This window comes from Pseudonocardia sp. ICBG1142, assembly GCF_020496255.1.
Lineage (GTDB): Bacteria > Actinomycetota > Actinomycetes > Mycobacteriales > Pseudonocardiaceae > Pseudonocardia.
This window is the reverse complement of record NZ_JAHLJC010000003.1, coordinates 164,948-184,627: the sequence shown is the minus strand read 5'-3', so window position 1 is coordinate 184,627 and position 19,680 is coordinate 164,948. Positions and strand designations below refer to the sequence as shown.

Sequence of the window (19,680 nt, the reverse complement as noted above, 5' to 3'; positions counted from 1 at the left end):
CGTGCGCCGCCGGTCGTCGGACCCGGGTGGCTCGTCAGACCCAGGTGGCGACCACGAACCCGGCCGCGTTCGCGATGACCCACGCCGCGACGAACAGCAGCAGCACCGTCACCGCGACCGCGGCGGCCCGCCGGGGGCCCCGCAGCCGGTTCGCCGACTCCGCGAAGTCCCCGACACCGCGGATGTAGCCCTCCACCGAGCACGACGGCAGCCGCTGCATGCGGTCCAGGTGCGCGGCGAACTCCCGCGCCTCCGGGTCCTCCGGGTCGAGGCCCAGCAGGTCGTCGTCGAACCGGGGGGACCGGTCGGAACTCATGGGCACACGATAGTCACCGGGGGTAGGTTCGCCGGGTGGCGAGCCGTGAGGTCGTGATGCTGCAGGTCGACGGGCCGGACGGGCCGCGTGAGGTCCGCCTGACCAGCCCGGACAAGGTGGTGTTCGGCGAGCTCGGGATCACCAAGCGCGAGGTGGTCGAGTACTACGTCGCGGTGGGGGAGCCGATGGCGTCCGCGCTGCGTGACCGCCCCACCAACCTGAAGCGGTTCAACTCCGGGGTGGACGGCGAGCCGTTCTTCGTCAAACGCGTCCCGAAGGGCGCCCCGGACTGGGTGCGGACCTGCACGGTGACCTTCCCCAGCGGCCGCACCGCCGAGTCGGTGTCGATCACCGAGCCGGCGACGATCGCCTGGGCGGCCAACCTCAACACCCTCGACTTCCACCCGTGGCCGGTCCGCTGCGCCGACACCGACCACCCCGACGAGCTGCGCATCGACCTCGACCCGCAGCCGGGCACCGACTTCGGCGACGCCGTCGTCGTCGCGCAGACGCTGCGCGAGGTCCTCACCGAGGCCGGACTGACCGGGTGGGCCAAGACCTCCGGTGGGCGGGGCGTGCACGTCGCCTGCCCGATCCGGCCCGAGTGGGACTTCGTGCAGGTCCGGCACGCCGTCATCGCGATCGCCCGGCGCGTCTGTCGGGGTATCCCGGAGCTGGCCACGGTGGACTGGTGGAAGGAGGAACGCGGCGAGCGGGTGTTCCTCGACTACAACCAGGCGGCCCGTGACCGCACCATCGCCTCGGCCTGGTCGGTGCGCGGCCTGCCCGCCGCGACCGTCTCCATGCCGGTCACCTGGGACGACCTCGGCGAGGTCGACCCCGCGGCGTTCACCCTGCGCACCGTGCCCGGTCTGCTGGAACGCCACGGGGACCCGCACGCCGGGATGGCCGACGAGCGGGGGAGCTGCGCGAGGGCGCTGGAGTGGTACGCCGAGGACGAGGCCGAGCGCGGCCTGGGGGACCTGCCCTACCCGCCGGAGTACCCGAAGATGCCCGGCGAGCCGCTGCGGGTGCAGCCCAGCCGGGCACGCAAGCAGTAGCCCACCGCGGCCACGCCGACGACCGTCCAGATCACCGGGGCCGGGTCGGCGCACCGGCCCGGGGGCCGGGCGCGGTGGCAGAATCCCCTGCCATGTACGCGGTCCTGGACGACGGTCCCTACGCGGGCGAGCAGGTGCGCATCGACCCCGACGCCACCGGCCGTCCGCCGCGGACGATCGAGCTGTCCGACCCCGGCGGGGGCCCCAGGGGCTACGTGCTGATCGGACCGCTCGCCGACGCCGACCGCTGGCTCTACCGGAGCGCCCGCGACGACGTCGACGAGTGATCACGGTCGTGGAGCGCAGCGTCCGTGAGCCGGGCGGGATCCGCCACGACCGGTGATCACCCGTCGCGTTCGCGGGCGCGCTTGCGGCGCTTCCCCTCGTGCATGGCCGCGACCCGCGGCACCGGGATCGCCCGGCCCTCGGTGAGCAGCACCTCCGGCAGGGACGCGGGGGCGGGCCGCAGCTCCGACCAGGTCGGGCGCCCGTCGAGCAGACCGGCCACGGTGCCCACCGTGAAGTCGGCGGGCGAGGCCCCGTCCAGCTCGTCCCAGGTGAGGGGGAACGACACGGGGCAGGCCGGGGCGGGCCCGCGGGCTGTAGGGCGCGGCGAGGGTGGCCCCGCCAGCCCGGGTCGGGTCGAGGAAGACCCGCCCGCCGCGGTCGTCCCGGATGAACTCGGTCGTCGCGACGTCGGGGGCCAGCGCCGCGGCGCGGGCGCACACCGCGCGGGTCGCGGCGAACGCGTCGTCGATCGGGAGCTGCTCGGACAGCGGGACCACCAGGTGCAGGCCGGTCGCACCGCTGGTCTTGACCGCAGCGGCGAGGCCCAGCTCGGCCAGCGCCGCCCGGACCGGGCGCGCGGCCGCGACGACGCGGTCGAAGCCCGCGCCGTCGGGCGGGTCGAGGTCGATGACGAGCTCGCCGGTGGTCGTCGCGCCGTGCGGCACGAGGGTCGGGTGGAACTCGACGGCGCGCTGGTTGCCGAACCACAGCAGCGTGCGGCGGTCGTGGCAGAGCGGGTAGTGCACGGTGCGCTGCGAGGACTCCGCCCACACGTCGACGGTCGGGATCCAGTCCGGTGCCCCGCGCGGGAGGTTCTTCTGCATGAACGGCGCCTGGCCGGGGCGGGCCCGCACCACCGACAGGGGCCGGTCGGCCAGCGCGGGCAGCAGCAGCCCGGCGACGGCGTCGAGGTGGTCGAGCAGGGCCCGCTTGGTGACGCCGGCGCCGTCGAAGGCCTCGGCGTCGAGGCTGGTGAGCTCCACCCCGTCGCGGACCTCGTCGACCTGCCGGCGCGCCACGGCTCAGCTCCCGATGAACCCGCGCTCGGCCAGCCAGGCCCGCGCGACATCACGGGGGCTCTGCCCGCCTGCGGAGACCCGGCCGTTGAGCTGCTGCACGGTCTGCTGGTCCAGGGCCGCGGTGATCGGGGCGAACAGGTCGGCGACCTGCGGTGCCCGGTCGAACACGTCGGCCCGGAAGACCGGGACCGCGCTGTAGGTGATGTGGTAGCCGCGGTCGTCGGTGAGCACCTTCAGGCCCAGCGCCGGGATGCGGCCGTCGGTGGCGGCGACCTCGCCGAACAGGCAGACGCCGTCGGCCGTCGACTGGAAGATGACGCCCTGGTCGAGGGTCTTGCGCCGCTCGCCGGGCAGCTCGAAACCGTAGGCGCGCTGGAGCCCGGCGAGGCCGTCGGCGCGGGAGGCGTACTCGGTCTCGACGCAGACGTCGCCGGGCTGGCCGGAGCGGACGTAGGCGGCCATGTCGCTGATCGTGTTCAGGTTCAGCCGGGCGGCCGTCGCCCCGTCGACGACGAAGGAGTACGTGTTGTCGAACCGGGCGCGGTCCAGCCACACCACGCCGTTCTGCACACGGTCGCGCCGCCGCAGCTCGGCGAGGACCTGGTCGTCGGGCAGGGTGCGGGTCTCGCGCAGGTACGACGCCCACGCCGTGCCGGTGTACTCCCAGTAGGTGGAGATGTCCCCGGACAGCAGCGCCTGCCGGGTGGCGTCGGACCCGCCGATGTTGCACCGGTCGGTCACCGAGGCCCCGGCGGACTCCAGCGCCGCGATCGAGATCTGGCACAGGATCTGCTGCTCGTTGAAGTTCTTCGACCCCACGACGTAGGTCCGCCCGGACAGGTCGACGCCCCGGGCGAGCGACCCGGCCGACGCCCGTGGCCCGCCGCCGGCCAGGCCGGTGCAACCGCCCACCAGCAGCGCGACGGCGAGCAGGGCCGGGACCAGCGTCCGCAGCCTGCGGCCGGGGAAGGGGCTCACGGGATCGTCCTGGTTCGCCGGGAGGGCATGGTCCGGTCAGCCGATCACGAACCGTCCCCCGGCGCAACGTTCACGCGCGCACGGTGATCGACCCGCGACACCGGGACACCGCGACCCCGCACCCGGTGGAGCCGGGGCGGGGTCGCGGCGGGCGTACCGGGGGACACCTCAGCCGATGAAGCCCTTCTGGGTCAGCCACTCACGCGCGACGTCGCGTTCGTTCTGGCCGAAGGAGGACACCTTGCCGTTCAGGTCCAGGATGGTGTTGTAGTCCAGGGCCTGGGCGATCGGCGCCAGCACCTGCCGGACGGCGGGGTTGGCGTTGTAGACGTCGGCCCGGATGGTCGGTGCCGCGTTGTAGGTGACGTGGTAGCGCTTGTCGTCGTCGAGGACCTTGAGCTTCAGGCCGGGGATGCGGCCGTCGGTGGTGAAGACCTCGCCGAACAGGCACTTGTTGTCCGCGGTGGCCTGGTAGATCACGCCGGTGGCGAGCACCTGCGGGTTCTGGGCGGTGAAGCCGTAGGTCTTCTCCAGGCCGCGCAGGCCGTCGTCACGGGAGTTGTACTCGGTCTCCACGCACATCGAACCCGCCGGTGCCCGGCCCGACTTGATGTAGTCGGCCATCTGCGACAGCGTCGTGATGCCGAGCTCCTGGGACTTCGCCTCGGTCATGGCGAAGGCGTAGGTGTTGTTGAAGTTGGCCTTGTCCAGCCACTGGATCTTGTTCTGCTCCAGGTCGCGCTGGGCGACGAGGTTGTAGAGCTCGTTGTCGTCGGTGATCCGGCGGGTCTCCTTGAAGAAGGACGCCCAGGCGGTACCGGTGTACTCCCAGTAGATGTTGATGTCCCCGGCCAGCAGCGCCTGGCGGGTGACGTCGGTGCCACCGGTGTTGCAGCGGTCGGTGACGTTGCCGCCGGCCGACTCGAGCGCTGCGACGGTGATCTGGCAGAGCACCAGCTGCTCGTCGAAGTTCTTGCCGCCGACGACGTAGTTCTGTCCGCTCAGGTCGCCGGCCTGGGCCAGCGAGCCGCCGGAGGCCGACGGGCCGCTGCCGCTCAGGCCGCCACAGCCCGCCAGGGCGAGCGCCGCCGCGGCGGCCATCGCCGTCAGGGCGAGACGCCGGGATCGTCCGAACTTCACGTGTCCTCCAGGGAATGCGGTACTGCGGGGATTCGGGGGCGAGCGGGGGCCCGCGTCAGCCGGCGTTGCGGCGGACGGCGTACTCGGCGAGACCGGCGAGCCAGTCCACGATCAGGGCCAGCGCGGCGACGATGGTCGCGGCGACGAGGGTTCCGGTGGGGCGGCCGAGCTCCAGCATCCCCTTGATCGGCTCGCCGAGACCGCCGGCGCCGACGTAGGTCGCCAGGGCCGCGGTGCCGACGTTCAGCACGAGCGCGACGCGGACGCCGGCGACCATGACCGGTGTCGCCAGCGGCAGCTCGACCCGCAGCAGCGTCTGCCGCGCCGACATCCCGATGCCGCGGGACGCCTCGATCAGCGCCTTGTCGACCTGCTGGAGCCCGACGACGGTGTTGGTGAGCACCGGCAGCAGCGCGGCCAGTGCCAGCGCGACGACGGCGGTGGGCAGGCCCAGCCCGAGCGGGGAGAACGCGAGCAGGACGATCACGCCGAACGCGGGCAGGGCCTGCATGAACCCGGTGAACGCCAGGATCGGGCGCTGGAGCCGGTGGGCGGACGGGCGGCTGATCGCGATGCCGGCCGGGATCGCCACGATGATCACGACGAGGGTGGACAGCCCGGTCAGCACCAGGTGCTCCCCGAGCCGCTCCCCGAGCGCGCTCGCGTTGATCACCGAGGCCTCGACGTCGTCGAGGCCCTGGGAGGCGGCGTAGAGCAGCACCAGCACCACACCGACGACGGCGATGAGCGGATTGACGATCAGCGACCGGTCCAGCCGCCGGGTCCGGCGGACGACCGGCTCGGCCGAGGACGACCCGGACGGCGCGCCGGCGCCGGTTTCCTCGGCGGCGGGGGCGCTCACGAACCGGCCTTCGTCTTGAGGCCCTCGACCAGGTCGCGCCACCACAGCGCGCCCTGCAGCTTCTGCTGCTCGTCGACCACCCCGACCAGCTCGGTCTGGGAGTCGAGCATGACGTCGACGGCGTCGTAGACGGTCCCGGTGCGCGGCACCGTCACCAGCTTGGGCAGGTCGGCGGTGCCCGGCAGGTAGGCCCAGCGCACCGGGCGGCCCTGCGCGTCGGCCTCGTAGGTGGGGGAGCCGTTGCGGGCGGCGGTGCCGTCGAGGTCGACCGGCTGCAGCTCCAGGCGGGACAGCTCCAGCAGCGACAGCCGCCGGACCGCGGCGCCGGCGCCGACGAACTCGGCGACGAACTCATTGGCGGGGTGGGTCAGGATCATGTCGGGGGTGTCGTACTGCTGCAGCGTGCCGCCGGGCCCGAACACCGCGATCCGGTCGCCGAGCTTGACCGCCTCGGTGAGGTCGTGGGTGACGAAGCAGATGGTCTTGGCGATCTGCTGCTGCAGCTCCAGGAACTCGTCCTGGATGCGCTCGCGGGTGATCGGGTCGATGGCGCCGAACGGCTCGTCCATCAGCATCACCGAGGGGTCCGCGGCGAGTCCGCGGGCGACGCCGACACGCTGCTGCTGGCCGCCGGAGAGCTGGCGGGGGTAGCGGTCGCGGTAGTCCTTGGGCTCCAGCCCGACCAGGTGCAGGAGCTCGTCGACCCGGGCGGCGATCCGGTTGCGGTCCCACCCGAGGATCTTCGGGACGACGGCGATGTTGTCGCCGATCGTGAAGTGCGGGAACAGGCCGACCTGCTGGATGACGTAGCCGATGCGGCGGCGCAGCTCGTCGGCGTTGACGTCGGTGACGTCGTCGCCGTCGAGCAGGATGCGACCGGTGGTGGGCTCGATGAGCCGGTTCATCATCTTGAGCGTGGTCGTCTTGCCGCAGCCGGACGGCCCGATGAACATCGAGATGGTGCCCTCGGGCACCTGCAGGTCGAGTTCCTGCACGGCCGGGGTGGTGGACTTCGGATAGGTCTTGCTGATGCCTTCGAGAGCGATCATCGGCTTGCCGGAATCAGACACGGATCCCCCTCGGGGTGGTGAAGCGCTGCACGATCCAGAAGACGACCTCGTAGACCGCAGCCACGACGAGGCAGCCGAGCGTGGCCGCCAGAACCTGGTTGAACGAGTTGACCGATCCCAGCCGTTGCAGGCCGAGGAAGAGCGAGGAGCCGAAGCCAGGGCCGTTGATGGCGCCGGCGACGACCGCGATACCGATGATGATCAGGACCGCGACCCGGATGCCGGACAGGATCACCGGCCAGGCCAGCGGCAGCTGGATGGTGACCATCCGGCGGACCGAGCCCATCCCCATCCCGCGGGCGGACTCGAGGACGGCGTCGTCCACCGAGGAGAGCCCGGCGACGACGTTGCGCAGCACCGGGTAGATCGCGTAGATCGTCAGGGCCGTCAGCGACGGCGTGACGCCGAGCCCCAGGATCGGCTGCAGCAGGCCGAACAGTGCCAGGGACGGGATCGTCAGCGCGGCGGAGAACACGATCAGCAGTGCCTCGCGGGAGCCCGCGCGGATCGGGCGGCTCCACGACTCGGGCGTCAGACGATTGGTGTGCAGCAGGGTGCCCGCCACCAACGAGATCACGACCGCGATTCCGACCGAGATCGCGACCAGCAGGAAATGCTGCTGGCCGTAGAACACCAACTGGTTCAGCTGGGTGCCGACATAGGTGAAGAAATCCACCGTGCTCCTTCCGCCCGGGGGCCGTGTCCGCCGCTCGGGGCAGGGACACGGTCCTTCCGCACCACTCGTCGTCGGGTCCGTTCGGCGTTACACCCACCCGAACGACGTGACCGGGAGTTCGCGTGCGCCCACCGGTGCGGTGGGCATGACCTGCGGCCTCCCGCTCGCCCGACGGAGCCTAGCCGCAGAACGGTGGGGGCGGTAAGTCGAGCGGACCGTTCCGGGCCGATGGCGTCGGCATTCCGGAAACGTTTCGTGCCACCGTCGTCGCAGGTGGGGATGGGCGGCATCGCTGTTCCCGCAACCGCACCGGAAAGCGGCGGATACGCAATCGTGACCTTCTGCGCCGGTTTCGTCGCGGTCCGGCTCCACCCAGCGTGAGCCGCCCGGAGCACGCGGTTACGGCGGGCAGACCACGGGCTGGGAGGGCGCCCGGCCGGTCAGCAGCGCCCGGTCCACGAGGCCGGTGACACACGGGGTGCGCGGATACGCCCCGGTCCCGCTGCCCTGCCAGCGCACCAGCCGCCCCGTCGCGAGCTGTTGGGCGGTCCGCTCGGCGCCGCTCTGCGGCGAACGCGGGTCCTGTGCGGTCCCGATCACGAGGACCGGGGGCGGGGGAGCGCCCTGCGGCACCGCCGGGGTGACCGGCCCGCCCGAGGGCCACGGCCCGCAGGCCACCAGGTCCTGCGCCGCCGCGACGCCGAACAGCGGGAAGCGCTGCGCCCACTGCCCGGCCAGGTCGGCGGCCTCACCGGGGGTGACCCGCACCCGGCTGTCGTTGCAGCGGGTCGCCAGGGTGGCGTCGTAGCGGCCCTGCGGGCCTCCCAGCGGGGCCAGGATGCGGACCAGACCCGCCGGGTCGCCGTCCCCGGCTGCGACCAGCGCGGACTGCAGCTCCGGCCAGCGGGCGGGCTGGGACAGGACCGAGCGGACCGCGCGCAGCGTCGCGCCCGCGGTGACGGCGTCGCCGTCGCCGGCCGGCAGGGCGGTGCGGGACAGGCGGAACACCAGCTCGTCGACGTAGCCGCGCGGGTCGGGGCCCAGCGGGCAGGCCGGCGAGGCGGTGCAGGCCACGGCGAAGGCGTCGAAGGCCTTCTCCGCGGCCGCGGTCGTGCTCTCGGTCCGGGCGGGCTCGTCGAGGGTGGGGTCACCGGGGCCGTCGAGCACGACCCGCCCGACGGAGCCCGGGTGCGCGCCGATCCAGGCGGCCGCGGCGTCGGCGCCGTCGCCGACGGCGAGCAGGTCCAGCCGGGCCGCGCCCAGCACGGACCGCAGCGACTCCAGGTCGTCGGCGCCGCTCGCGGCGCGGTAGCTGGTCAGCGTCCCCGACAGCAGCAGGTTGCAGTCCTGCACCACCTCGCGGGCGCGTTCCAGCAGTGCCGTCATGGCGGCCTCGTCGCGGCGGTCCGGTCCGGCGCCGAGCAGGGTGGCTCGCGCGTCGACCGGGGCGCAGTCGAGCAGGTCCTCCCCGGTGCCGCGGCAGTCCATGCCGATCACCTGGTAGCGGTCGAGCACCGTGGCGGGCAGCCGGGCGGCGAGGCTCACCGCGGCCCGGGCGGACCCGTCGGTGCCGGTGTCGCCGAGCACGACCAGCGCCGGCCGCCCGTCCGGTGCGCCGGGCGTGGTGACCCGGGTCAGACCGAGCCGGGCCGGGCCCAGCTCGGGCCGGTCCCGGTCGGCGGGCACGGTGAGCCGGGCGCAGCCGACCGTCAGGGGGCGCCCGGCGGGCAGCGGGGTGCCGGCCGTGGTCAGTGCCGCGGCCGTGTCGGCGGTGCAGTCGGTGAACCCGGTGGTGCGGACCGGGTCGGAGTCCGGCAGCAGGTCGGGGTCGGCGGGCGGGCCCGCGGCCGACGTCGGGGGAGCGGCGGGCAGTTGTTCGCCGCGTACCGCCACCGGTGGCCGCTGCGACGGCCCGACCGCACACCCGGCGAGCAGCACCGCGGCGAGCAGGACCCCGAGCACACTCCACCGCCGCACGAGCACCGATCATGCCCGCACCGGGGTGTGGCCGCGGTGAGCGGTCTCCTACCGCGCCGTCCAGCCGCCGTCCTGGGACAGCGAGGTCCCGGTGATCGACGCCGACGCCGGTCCCCACAGCAGCGCGGCCAGCTCCGCGGTCTCGGCGGGCTCGATCAGCCGCTTCACCGCCACCGGGGTGAGCATGATCTTCGTGACGACCTCGTCCTCGGAGATCCCGTGTGTGCGGGCCTGGTCGGCGATCTGGGCCTCGACCAGCGGGGTGCGCACGTAGGCGGGGTTGATGCAGTTGCTGGTCACGCCGTGCTCGGCACCCTCCAGCGCGGTGACCTTCGACAGGCCCTCGAGGCCGTGCTTGGCCGAGACGTAGGCGGACTTGTACGGCGAGGCCCGCAGGCCGTGCGCGGAGGAGATGTTCACGACCCGGCCCCAGCCATGGGCGTACATGTGCGGCAGCGACCGGCGGATCAGCCGGAACGGCGACTCCAGCATCAGGCGCAGGATGTTCGAGAACATCACCCGGTCGAACTCCTCCAGTCGCGAGACGTGCTGGCGGCCGGCGTTGTTGACCAGGATGTCGACGTCGGTGGGCAGCTGCTCCACGGCGTCGAGGTCGGACAGGTCGCACCCCAGCGGCGTGACCAGGTCGCTCTCGGCGGCCAGCGGGGCCACCCGGTCCTCGGCGAGGTCCACCGCGTACACCCGCGCCCCGTCGGCGACGAGCCGGCGCGCCACCGCGGCCCCGATCCCGCTGCCCGCCCCGGTGACGAGGGCCGTCCTGTCGTCCAGCACTGCACTCATGCCGACGACCGTACGGACGCCGACCGGCCCGGCTCCTGTGAGCCGGGTCACGCACCCGGCCGGTGGGTCAGGAGACCCGTGGGCGGTCGTCGCGACGGGCCGCGTCCAGCTCCAGCCGCACCGCGACGGGCAGGTCCGCCATCCCCAGCGCGTCGCGGATCGCGGGCAGGATCTCGGCGTCGAGGCGGCGGCAGATCTCGGCGACCTCCCCGTCGGCGACGTCCTCGTCGACCCACACGGTGGCGCGCACCGCCGGCGCGGCGGCACTGCCGACCATCCGGGCGCGGGCCCGGGTCACCCCGGGCAGTGTGGCAGCGCCGTCGGCGACGGCGTCGGCCGCGGCGGAGGCGCCGATCCGGATCTCGGTGTCCGGTCCGCCGTCCAGGACCAGCTCCGGGCGGGGTTCCGGACGCAGCGACCGGGCGGTCCACCAGAGCCCGAGCAGCACCAGCACGAGCCCGGCCAGCACGGCGACCACCCGGGCGGCGGTGCCGTTGGCCAGCAGGAACTGCTCGACCACCGGTTCCAGCAGCGGGCGCTGCGGGCGGCCCCGCCCGAAGACCCCGGTCACCAGGAGCACGGTGAGCACGCCGACGGCGAGCAGCAGCCCGCCGAGGAGGACGAGGCCGGTGCGGGCACCGCCCGCGGAGCGGTACTGGGCGCGCCGCGCGGTCCGCGCCGCGCGGCGCGGGTTCGCGAGGGCGGGTGCCGGCGAGCCTCCTGCCGGGATCCCGGTCGAGCTCGCGTCGTCGGTCATCACTGCACTCCCTTCGAGCCCGGCTGGTCCGGGGTGGCGCGCACGGTCAGGCGCGGCCGCCGGGCCAGGGGAAGCGCGTCGAGGACGCCGGAGGCGGCGTCGCGGGCCGCCTCGCGCAGCACGTCGAGGTCCCCCCGGCCGCGGGCGTTCACCACGACCGAGCGGGCCGACGCGGTCACCGAGGCTGCGGTCACCGGGTCCGCGGCCCGGACCCGGGTGCCGACCAGGCGGGCCAGCACCCGCGGCGCGGTGGCGACGGTGAGCCCGGGCGACGGCGCGTCGAGTGCGACGTCGTGGCGCCGGGCGAGCAACCCGACGAGCAGCAGCACGGCCCCGACGACGATCACCCCCACCGCGACCCAGAGCACCGGCTGCGCGGTCCACAGGGTGTTCTGGACGGTGGTGCGCCAGTCCCGCCAGGGGACGAGCAGCCCGGGGCCGGAGACCCGGCCGACCCAGGCCGCCACCACCTCGACGACGACGAGCGCGCCGATCGCGGCCACCACCAGGCTCAGCAGCGGCGCGAGAACGCGGAGCAGGACACGCACGGGGTCCGGCCTCCCTCTTCCGACTCGGTCACGGGTCCGACGGTTCTACTGCACGTCTACTGCACGCGGGGGGACGCCGGGCGCGGCCCGGCGTCCCCCGATCGGAGGGCCTCGACCTCGACGGTCAGGCCGCGCAGCCGGTGCCCTGTGGTGCGACGCAGGTCGGCGTCGATCCGCTCCCGGACCTCGGCGACGGCGGCCCGCACCGACCCGGGGTGGGCCAGGGTGAGCCGCAGCCGGACGTCGACCTCGCCGGCGTCGCCGGTCGTGTCGCCGCTGGTGACCCCGACCGTGCCCCGCGCCGGACCCGGCCGCCGGGTCACCCGGGCGGTCGGTCCGGACTCGCCGACGTCGAGCCCGGCGACCCGCCGGGCGCGGTGCCGGGTGGCCGGTGCGGTGTCCGCGGCGTACTCGACGATCTTGCGCAGCACCGCCGGGTCGATCTCCAGGACGCCGCGCTCGGCGGGGTCGGGGAGGGTGCTCACCGGTCGCGGCCCCGGCCGAGGCCGGACAGGTCCAGCTCGCCGTCGAGGACCCGGCCGACCACCAGGCCGATGATGCCGAGCACCAGGGTGATGACGAAGGCCAGGAAGCCGCCGGTGGCACCGGCGACGCCCAGCAGGAGGCCCGCGAGCAGGCCGGTCTGGGTGGCGTTCATGAGATGTCCTCTCCGGGACGGGTGGGGCGGGGTGAGTGCCGGCCGGGCCGGTCGACCCGGGGGTGCGTGCGACGTCGGACGGTGCGGATCAGGGCCACCAGGACCCGGGTCGGCAGCGGCAGGTCGCGCACGATCTCGATCGGTGCGTCGTAGCGGGGGTCGTCGAGGTCTGCCGCCCCGGCGCGCGGGTCGGCCGCCAGGGCGCGGAAGCGGGCCAGCCCGGCGCGGAAGACCTCCGGGTCACCCCCGCGGTCGGGGTGGTGGGTACGGACGAACGAGCGGTAGGCCGACCGCTGTTCGGGGGTCAGGCCCCCGTGCGCGCCGGGGTCCGGCTCGACCATCCCGTTCCCACCTCCACCTCAGGTGACCTCCACGTCGGTCACCGTCACGTCCACCGGGACCCCGTCGACCAACGGCGCGACCGACGCCCGCAGCGCCGCGACGGTAGCCGGGATCGGCCGGTCCAGGCGCAGCACCACCCCGATCTCGACCGGATCGTCGGCACGGCCGATCCCGACGCCGACCAGCCGTCGTCCGGGCAGCCAGGTCGCGACGGTGCCGAACGCGCCGCCGTCGAGCCGCACCACCGACGGGTGCGCGGCGACCGTCTCGGCGACCAGCTCGGCCAGGACGGCCGGGCTCCGTTCCGGCACCGTCACTCCACGACGCGGCCGGTCGGGGCGGGAGCCGCAGGGGCCTCGTCCCGGCTGTCGTCCTCGCCGGCCAGGTGGATGTCGTTCACCGAGATGGTGACCTCGATGACCTCCAGCCCGGTCATCCGCTCGACGGCGCCGATGACGTTGCGGCGCACGGCCGCGGCCAGGTCGGCAATGGCGACGCCGTACTCGACGACGACGTCCAGGTCGATCGCGGCCTGCTTCTCGCCGACCTCGACCGCCACGCCCGCGACGGTCGAGGCGCCGCTGGTGCCGCGGCCGGGGATGCGCTCGCGCAGCGCACCGAAGGCACGCGACGCGCCGGATCCCATCGCGTACACCCCGGAGACCTCGCGGGCGGCGATGCCGGCGATCTTCTGCACGACGGACGGGGCGATGGTGGTGCGGCCCTGACCGGTGCCCTCGGCGAGGCGTCCCGCGGGTGTCGCGGCCGGTGTCGAGGCGGAGGTGGTGGTCGGGGTGCCGGAGGTCATCGGTGCTCCTCTCACGGGCCGGCCCCGGGTGGGGGCCCGCCGCGGTGCGTGTGATGTCCCCCGTGAGATGCCCGTCCCCGGACCTCCCTCACGGCGGTTCACCCGTTCGGCTCAGCCGGGATGGCGGCGGCGGCGCGGACGTAGTGCAGGAGCAGGGTCCCGTCGGCCGCCGCCTCGTGGCCGGCCAGGCGCAGCGCACGCGGTACGGGGAGGGGGTCCGGCCCGGTCGCGATCCGCCTCTCGGGGCCCCCGACCAGCACCGGGACCAGGGTGAGGCGCAGCTCGTCGACGACGTCGGCCCCGACCAGCGCGCCGAGCAGGGTCGGCCCGCCCTCGCACAGCACGGAGGTGTGGCCGCGGCGGGCGAGGGCGGTGAGCAGCGTGGTGGGGGAGAGGTCGTCGAGCAGGACGACGTCGGCGCCCGCGGCGGTGAGTGCGGCCCGCCGGTCGGCAGGGGCGGCGGCCGTGGTGAGTACGACCGGTGCGGTGACGGTGTCGGTGAACAGCCGTGCGCCGGGGTCCAGCCCGGCCGACCCGGTCACGACGACGACCGGCGGTGGCGGCCCTGGCCGGCGCCCGTCCGGCTCGGGACGGCGCGGCCGGACCCCGCGGTAGTCCTCGTCCCGTGCGGTGCCCGCCCCGACGAGCACGCAGTCGGCGGACCGGCGCAGGGCGCGGAACAGGTCCCGGTCGGCGGGGGTGGACAGGCCGCCGGAGCCGGACCCGCCCGCGCTCACGGCACCGTCGGCGGAGCTGACCATGACCGCGGTGACCCGCGGCCGGACGGGCGGGGGACCGGACGCGGAGGGCTCGGTGGACACCCGCCGAGCATCCCGCCGTGCGGGCGACGTGACGCACGGGGGTGTTCTGTCGTAGGGCAGCCTCACTTATGGTGAGCGGAGCCGCACCGGATGGGTGGGGCATCCGGTCGAGCAGGGGGCCACGAGCAAGGTGAACGCGATCCGGGTCCGACCACCGTCGGTGCAGCAGCCGGCCCCCCCACGGCGGTCGTTGCGCCGCCGGCGGCTGATCGGGCTCGCGGCGCTGGCCGCGGCACTGCTGCTCGCGGTGCTGGCCAGCATCGCGATCGGGACCAAGGTCATCCCGGTGAACGAGGTGTTCTCCGCGCTGGTCGCCCCGACCGGCAGCGAGAACGACGTGGTCATCCGCTCCCTGCGGATCCCGCGCACCCTGCTCGGGCTGCTGGTCGGGATCGCGCTCGGCCTGGCCGGCGCGCTCGTGCAGGGCTTCACCCGCAACCCGCTCGGCGACCCGGGCCTGCTGGGTGTCAACGCGGGGGCGGCGTTCTTCGTCGTCATCGGCATCTACGTCTTCGGCGTCGGCACGCTGTTCGGCTACGTCTGGTTCGCCTTCGCCGGCGCGCTGGTCGCCAGCGTCGTGGTGTTCGTGATCGGCACCCGGGCACCCGGCGGCGCCACCCCGGTCTCGCTGGCGCTGGCCGGCGCGGCGGTCAGCTTCCTGCTGCAGGCGGGCACGTCCTCGGTGGTGCTGCTCGACGAGACCAGCCTCGACGCCTACCGGTTCTGGGTGGTCGGCTCGCTCGCCGGGCGCGACGCCGCGGTCGGCGGCCAGGTGGTGTGGTTCATCCTCGTGGGCACGGTGCTCGCGCTGGCCAGCGCTCCCGCGCTCAACGCGCTCTCCCTCGGCGACGACGTCGCCACCTCGCTGGGGCACTCGGTCCGCCGGACCCGGGTCGTCGGCGTCGTCGCGATCACGCTGCTCGCCGGTGCGGCCACCGCGGCCTGCGGGCCGATCGCGTTCCTCGGGCTGATCGTGCCGCACGTCGTGCGGGTGTTCACCGGGCCCGACCACCGGTGGCTGCTGCCCGCCGCCGGGCTCGCGGGGGCGGTGGTGCTGCTGCTCGCCGACGTCGTCGGACGGGTGGTGGCCCGCCCCGGTGAGCTGCAGGTCGGCATCGTGATCGCGTTGATCGGCGGGCCGTTCTTCATCGCGCTGGTGCGCCGACGCAAGCTGGGGGCCGTGTGAGCACGCTGACCGACCCGGACACCGGGCCCCGGCCCTCGACGGTGGTCGTCCCCGGCCGCCTCGCCGTCCGCGCGGGCCGCTTCTCCGGTGTGCTGCGCGTGCGCACCGCGGTGGTGCTGCTCGTCTGCGCCGCCGCGCTGGTGCTGGCCGCCGCGGTCAACATGGGCCGCGGCGACTACCCGATCGCGATCACCGATGTGCTGGCGACGCTGTTCGGCGGCGGCGACGCGGGCCAGCAGCTCGTCGTGCTGGAGCTGCGGCTGCCGCGCACCCTGGTCGGCGCCCTGGTCGGCGGCGCGCTCGCCGTGTCCGGGGCCATCCTGCAGGCGGTCGCCCGCAACCCGCTGGCGAGCCCGGACATCATCGGTGTCCAGTGGGGCGCCAGCGCCGCGGCGGTGTTCGTCATCGTGCTCGGCGGTGGCGCGGCCGGGGTCGGCGGCGCGTTCGCCTCGCTCGGCATCCCGCTCGCCGCCCTGATCGGCGGGCTGGTGGCCTCGGTCGCGGTGTACGTGCTGGCCTGGCGCAAGGGCATCCAGGGCTTCCGGCTGGTGCTGATCGGCATCGGCATCCAGGCCGTGCTCGTCGCGGCGGTGCAGTGGCTGCTGACCGTCGCGCAGATCTACCAGGCCGCGCAGGCCCAGGTCTGGCTGAACGGCAGCCTCAACGCGCGCAGCTGGAACGAGGTCGTCCCGCTGTCGATCGCGATGCTGGTGCTCGTGCCCGCGGCGCTGGTCCTGGTGCACCTGCTGGGCGCACTGCGCTTCGACGACGACACCGCCCGCGGCCTCGGCGTGCGGGTGAACGGTGCCCGCACCGCGCTGCTGCTCGTCTCCGTCGGCCTCGCCTCGGTCGCGACCGCGGCCGCGGGCCCGATCGCCTTCATCGCACTGGTCACCCCGCAGATCGCCCGCCGGCTCTGCCGGGTCGGGACCCCACCGATCGGGGTCTCGCTCGTGCTGGGCGCCGCGCTGACCGTGCTGTCCGACCTGATCGCCCGCACCGCACTGGGATCCGTCGAGCTCCCGGTCGGCATCGTGACCGCGGTGCTCGGCGCCCCGTTCCTGCTGTACCTGCTCGCCCGCACCCGCCAGGAGGCCCGTCGATGAGCACCGTCGAGGACATCAGTGTCGCGGAGGCCACCGCCTCCCCGACGACGACCGCGGGCGAACCCGTCCGCCCCGGCGAGGTCCGGCTGTCGGCCGAGCAGGTCACGCTCGGCTACGGCGACCGCACCATCGTCGACGGGCTGGACCTGGAGGTGCTGCCCGGCGCGGTCACCACCGTGATCGGCCCCAACGGCTGCGGCAAGTCCACCGTGCTGCGCGCGCTGGGCAGGCTGCTGCCCGCCAGGGCCGGCCAGGTGCTGCTCGACGGCAAGCGGATCGACCGCACCCCGACCAAGGAGGTCGCGCGGGTGCTGGGGATCCTGCCGCAGTCGCCGCTGGCGCCCGAGGGGCTCACCGTCGGCGACCTCGTCGCCCGCGGTCGGCACCCGCACCAGGCCTGGTACCGGCAGTGGTCCTCGGACGACGAGCGCGCCGTCGCCGAGGCGCTGACCTGGACGGGCCTGTCCGACCTCGCCGAGCGCCCGGTCGACGAGCTGTCCGGCGGCCAGCGCCAGCGGGCCTGGATCTCGATGGCCCTGGCCCAGGAGACCGACCTGCTGCTGCTCGACGAGCCGACCACCTTCCTCGACCTGGCCCACCAGGTCGACGTGCTCGAGCTGGTGCGGCGGCTGCAGTCCGAGGCAGGTCGCACCGTGGTCATGGTGCTGCACGACCTGAACCTGGCCGCCCGCTACGCCGACCGGCTCGTCGCGATGAAGGACGGCCGGATCGTCGCGGCGGGTCCTCCGGCCGAGGTCGTCACCGAGGAGCTGCTCGCCGACGTGTTCGGGCTGCGGGCCCGGGTGCTGCCCGACCCGGTCACCGGCACCCCGCTGGTCGTGCCGGACGCGGGCCCGTCGCTGCGCGCCCCGGAGCCGATCGCCGAGGCATGATCTCCGGCGTGACCCCCGGCGACGACCGACCACCCTTCCTCGCGACCCGCGCGGTGCACGCGGGCAACGACGTCGACGCCGGGACCGGCGCGATCCGCCGCCCGATCGTCGCGGCCAACTCCTACGCCCTGCCCGAGGACCCCTCGGAGCTGGACTGGTCGGGCACCGCGACCCGGCTCTACACCCGCAACGGCGGGGCGAACCAGGGCTGGCTGGAGGACAAGCTCGTCGCCCTGGAGGACCCGGCCGGGGTGTCGCCGGGCGGGTGCGCCGCGGTCGCACTGGCCTCGGGCGTCGCGGCGCTGCACGCGGTGTTCTTCACGTTCCTGCGGACCGGCGACCACGTCGTCAGCTCCGACGTGACCTACGTCGCCACCCACCGGCTGCTCACCGAGCTGCTGCCGGACCGGTGGGGGATCACCGCCACCCTGGTCGACTCCTCCGACCCGGAGGCGGTGCGCGCCGCGATCCGCCCGCGGACCCGGCTGGTGCACGTCGAGACCCCGGCCAACCCGACCACCCGGATCACCGACGTCGACGCCGTCGCCGCGATCGCGCACGAGGCGGGCGCCCTGCTCAGCGTCGATGCCACCTTCGCGGCGCCGGTGCTGCAACGCCCGCTGGAGCGGGGCGCGGACCTCGTCGTGCACTCGCTGACGAAGTACGTCAACGGCCACGGCGACGCGATGGGCGGTGCGGTGCTGGGCCGCCGTGAGCTCGTCGAGCGGATCCGCGCCGACGCGATGGTCGACGCCGGGGGAGTCATCAGCCCGTTCAACGCCTGGCTGATCGCCCGGGGCGCGGTGACCCTGCCGATGCGGATGCGCGCGCACTGCGCCGGCGCGCAGCAGGTCGTGGAGTACCTGGAGTCCCGCCCGGAGGTCGCCTACGTGGCCTACCCGGGTCTGGCGTCGCACCCGCAGCACGCGCTGGCGACCCGGACCCTCGACGGCGGGTACGGCGGCATGCTGGCCTTCGCCCTGGACGGGCCGCCGGAGCTGCAGAACCGGTTCGTCGCGGGCCTGCGCGTCATCACCTCGGCGGTGTCACTGGGCCACGACGAGTCGCTGATCGTGCACGTCGGGGCCGGTGGCGACGGCCGGGCGGCGCACTTCCCGCCGGAGTTCCGCCGCCTCGGGCACCTGCGCCTGTCGGTGGGGCTGGAGGACCCGCGCGATCTCGTCGCCGACATCGCGCGGGCCCTGGACGCCGTCGTGGGCGGCCTCAGCCGATGAGCGACCGGCCGACGATCTCCTTCATGATCTCGTTCGTGCCGCCGTAGATCGCCTGTACGCGGGAGTCGACGAACGCGCGGGCGATCGGGTACTCGAGCATGTAGCCGTAGCCGCCGTGCAGCTGCACGCAGCGGTCGACGACCCGGTTCTGCAGGTCCGAGCACCACCACTTGGCCTTGGCCGCGTCGGGCACCGACAGCTCGCCCTCGCCGTTGTGCTCGGTGATGCAGCGGTCCACGAAGACCCGGGCGATGGACACCTCGGTGTCCATCTCGGCGAGCTCGAAGCGGGTGTTCTGGAAGTTCGCCACCGGGCGGCCGAAGGCCTTGCGCTCCTTGGTGTACTCCAGCGTCATCTTCACCGCGGCCTCGGCGCCCGCCACCGAGGCGACGGCGATCGAGAGCCGCTCCTGGGCGAGGTTCTGCATGAGGTAGATGAAGCCCTGGCCGACCTCGCCGAGCCGGTTCGCGTCGGGCACCCGGACGTCGGTGAAGCTCAGCTCCGCGGTGTCCTGGGCCTTCATGCCGACCTTCTTCAGGCGGCGGCCGCGTTCGAAGCCCTCCATCCCGCGCTCCACCACGAACAGGGTGAAGCCGAGGTGCTTGGCGTCGGGGTCGGTCTTGGCGACGACGATCACCAGGTCGGCCAGGATGCCGTTGGTGATGAAGGTCTTGGAGCCGTTGAGGATCCAGTCGTCGCCGTCGCGACGGGCGTTGGTCGCGATGCCCTGGAGGTCCGAGCCGGTCCCGGGCTCGGTCATGGCGATCGCGGTGATCAGCTCGCCGGAGCTGAAGCCGGGCAGCCAGCGCTTCTTCTGCTCGTCGGTGCACAGCCGCAGCAGGTAGGGCTGCACGACGTCGTTGTGCAGCGGGAAGCCGATGCCGCTCGCACCGGCCGCGACGATCTCCTCGGCCAGGATCGCGTTGTAGCGGAAGTCGTCGACCCCGCCCCCGCCGTACTCCTCGGGGACCGCGGTGCCCAGCAGGCCGGCCGCGCCCGCCGCGGTCCATACCGCTCGGTCGACCTGGCCGTCCTCCTCCCACTGCTCGTGGTGAGGGGTGACCTCCTTCGCGATGAAGGTCCGGCACAGGTCACGGAACGCGTGGTGCTCGTCGTCGAAGATCTCGCGCTGCATGGT

Annotated in this window: 23 protein-coding genes and 1 pseudogene; 6 read left to right on the top strand and 18 right to left on the bottom strand. The window is 74.2% G+C overall.

The annotated features are described in order from the left end of the window. Window positions 1–34: 34 nt before the first annotated feature. The gene (locus KPL59_RS01110; protein ID WP_226359630.1) at window positions 35–316 is read right to left on the bottom strand and encodes a hypothetical protein; all 282 of its coding nucleotides are present in this window, start codon (window positions 314–316) and stop codon (window positions 35–37) included. A gap of 35 nt (window positions 317–351) precedes the next feature. Between KPL59_RS01110 and ligD the strand changes: the two genes are divergently transcribed. Together ligD and KPL59_RS01100 are read left to right on the top strand one after the other, a co-directional pair. Then, entirely contained in the window at window positions 352–1,377 is a 1,026-nt protein-coding gene (ligD, locus tag KPL59_RS01105) for a non-homologous end-joining DNA ligase (RefSeq protein ID WP_369804831.1), read from the top strand. A 92-nt stretch (window positions 1,378–1,469) separates the two neighbouring features. Beyond that, the gene (locus tag KPL59_RS01100; RefSeq protein ID WP_075305685.1) at window positions 1,470–1,664 is read left to right on the top strand and encodes a hypothetical protein; all 195 of its coding nucleotides are present in this window, start codon (window positions 1,470–1,472) and stop codon (window positions 1,662–1,664) included. 56 nt (window positions 1,665–1,720) lie between these two features. Here KPL59_RS01100 and KPL59_RS01095 read toward each other — a convergent pair. The 16 genes and pseudogenes from KPL59_RS01095 to KPL59_RS01020 form a co-directional block, all read right to left on the bottom strand. Beyond that, window positions 1,721–2,684: pseudogene (locus tag KPL59_RS01095) on the bottom strand (DNA polymerase domain-containing protein). Between the two features lie 3 nt (window positions 2,685–2,687). Then, window positions 2,688–3,662, bottom strand: a complete 975-nt coding sequence (locus KPL59_RS01090; RefSeq protein ID WP_226359629.1) for a glycine betaine ABC transporter substrate-binding protein — start codon at window positions 3,660–3,662, stop codon at window positions 2,688–2,690. Between the two features lie 168 nt (window positions 3,663–3,830). Further along, window positions 3,831–4,802 carry a glycine betaine ABC transporter substrate-binding protein gene (locus KPL59_RS01085; protein ID WP_226359235.1) on the bottom strand — a complete coding sequence of 324 codons (972 nt, stop codon included), beginning with the start codon at window positions 4,800–4,802 and terminating at the stop codon, window positions 3,831–3,833. 55 nt (window positions 4,803–4,857) lie between these two features. Further along, complete coding sequence (locus tag KPL59_RS01080; protein ID WP_226359628.1) at window positions 4,858–5,664, bottom strand: ABC transporter permease; 807 nt, start codon at window positions 5,662–5,664, stop codon at window positions 4,858–4,860. Further along, a complete protein-coding gene (locus tag KPL59_RS01075; RefSeq protein ID WP_226359627.1) occupies window positions 5,661–6,713 on the bottom strand; it encodes an ABC transporter ATP-binding protein in 1,053 nt (350 codons plus the stop codon). Before KPL59_RS01075 ends, KPL59_RS01080 begins: the two co-directional genes overlap by 4 nt. A gap of 13 nt (window positions 6,714–6,726) precedes the next feature. Continuing rightward, window positions 6,727–7,410, bottom strand: a complete 684-nt coding sequence (locus KPL59_RS01070; RefSeq protein ID WP_060712497.1) for an ABC transporter permease — start codon at window positions 7,408–7,410, stop codon at window positions 6,727–6,729. 399 nt (window positions 7,411–7,809) lie between these two features. Beyond that, a complete protein-coding gene (locus KPL59_RS01065; RefSeq protein ID WP_226359626.1) occupies window positions 7,810–9,387 on the bottom strand; it encodes an alpha/beta hydrolase in 1,578 nt (525 codons plus the stop codon). A gap of 48 nt (window positions 9,388–9,435) precedes the next feature. Further along, window positions 9,436–10,188 carry an SDR family NAD(P)-dependent oxidoreductase gene (locus KPL59_RS01060; protein WP_226359625.1) on the bottom strand — a complete coding sequence of 251 codons (753 nt, stop codon included), beginning with the start codon at window positions 10,186–10,188 and terminating at the stop codon, window positions 9,436–9,438. Window positions 10,189–10,255: 67 nt separating this feature from the next. Further along, window positions 10,256–10,945 (bottom strand): alkaline shock response membrane anchor protein AmaP, encoded by a 690-nt coding sequence (locus tag KPL59_RS01055; protein WP_226359624.1) that lies wholly within the window; start codon window positions 10,943–10,945, stop codon window positions 10,256–10,258. Then, window positions 10,945–11,493 carry a DUF6286 domain-containing protein gene (locus tag KPL59_RS01050; RefSeq protein WP_075305690.1) on the bottom strand — a complete coding sequence of 183 codons (549 nt, stop codon included), beginning with the start codon at window positions 11,491–11,493 and terminating at the stop codon, window positions 10,945–10,947. Before KPL59_RS01050 ends, KPL59_RS01055 begins: the two co-directional genes overlap by 1 nt. Window positions 11,494–11,549: 56 nt before the next feature. After that, entirely contained in the window at window positions 11,550–11,978 is a 429-nt protein-coding gene (locus KPL59_RS01045) for a hypothetical protein (RefSeq protein WP_226359623.1), read from the bottom strand. Then, window positions 11,975–12,151 carry a hypothetical protein gene (locus tag KPL59_RS01040; protein ID WP_020622970.1) on the bottom strand — a complete coding sequence of 59 codons (177 nt, stop codon included), beginning with the start codon at window positions 12,149–12,151 and terminating at the stop codon, window positions 11,975–11,977. The genes KPL59_RS01045 and KPL59_RS01040 overlap by 4 nt, the downstream gene beginning before the upstream one ends. Further along, window positions 12,148–12,492: a hypothetical protein gene (locus KPL59_RS01035; RefSeq protein WP_226359622.1), complete on the bottom strand. Its 345-nt coding sequence runs from the start codon at window positions 12,490–12,492 to the stop codon at window positions 12,148–12,150. Before KPL59_RS01035 ends, KPL59_RS01040 begins: the two co-directional genes overlap by 4 nt. An 18-nt stretch (window positions 12,493–12,510) precedes the next feature. Beyond that, window positions 12,511–12,804 (bottom strand): hypothetical protein, encoded by a 294-nt coding sequence (locus tag KPL59_RS01030; protein WP_064485611.1) that lies wholly within the window; start codon window positions 12,802–12,804, stop codon window positions 12,511–12,513. A gap of 2 nt (window positions 12,805–12,806) precedes the next feature. Then, entirely contained in the window at window positions 12,807–13,301 is a 495-nt protein-coding gene (locus KPL59_RS01025) for an Asp23/Gls24 family envelope stress response protein (RefSeq protein ID WP_226359621.1), read from the bottom strand. A gap of 98 nt (window positions 13,302–13,399) precedes the next feature. Beyond that, window positions 13,400–14,122: a dihydrofolate reductase family protein gene (locus KPL59_RS01020; RefSeq protein WP_226359620.1), complete on the bottom strand. Its 723-nt coding sequence runs from the start codon at window positions 14,120–14,122 to the stop codon at window positions 13,400–13,402. 130 nt (window positions 14,123–14,252) lie between these two features. Between KPL59_RS01020 and KPL59_RS01015 the strand changes: the two genes are divergently transcribed. From KPL59_RS01015 to KPL59_RS01000, 4 genes are read left to right on the top strand one after another with little or no spacing between them, the layout of a single operon-like run. Continuing rightward, window positions 14,253–15,308, top strand: coding sequence for a FecCD family ABC transporter permease (locus KPL59_RS01015; protein WP_374111578.1), 1,056 nt, complete (start codon window positions 14,253–14,255; stop codon window positions 15,306–15,308). Next, entirely contained in the window at window positions 15,305–16,414 is a 1,110-nt protein-coding gene (locus KPL59_RS01010; protein WP_226359619.1) for an iron chelate uptake ABC transporter family permease subunit, read from the top strand. The genes KPL59_RS01015 and KPL59_RS01010 overlap by 4 nt, the downstream gene beginning before the upstream one ends. After that, window positions 16,411–17,307, top strand: coding sequence for an ABC transporter ATP-binding protein (locus tag KPL59_RS01005; protein WP_226359618.1), 897 nt, complete (start codon window positions 16,411–16,413; stop codon window positions 17,305–17,307). The genes KPL59_RS01010 and KPL59_RS01005 overlap by 4 nt, the downstream gene beginning before the upstream one ends. A gap of 8 nt (window positions 17,308–17,315) precedes the next feature. Further along, the gene (locus KPL59_RS01000) at window positions 17,316–18,542 is read left to right on the top strand and encodes a PLP-dependent aspartate aminotransferase family protein (RefSeq protein ID WP_226359617.1); all 1,227 of its coding nucleotides are present in this window, start codon (window positions 17,316–17,318) and stop codon (window positions 18,540–18,542) included. Here KPL59_RS01000 and KPL59_RS00995 read toward each other — a convergent pair. After that, window positions 18,532–19,677 carry an acyl-CoA dehydrogenase family protein gene (locus KPL59_RS00995; protein WP_226359616.1) on the bottom strand — a complete coding sequence of 382 codons (1,146 nt, stop codon included), beginning with the start codon at window positions 19,675–19,677 and terminating at the stop codon, window positions 18,532–18,534. The two genes, KPL59_RS01000 and KPL59_RS00995, sit on opposite strands and share 11 nt — an antisense overlap. Between the last annotated feature and the right edge of the window lie 3 nt (window positions 19,678–19,680).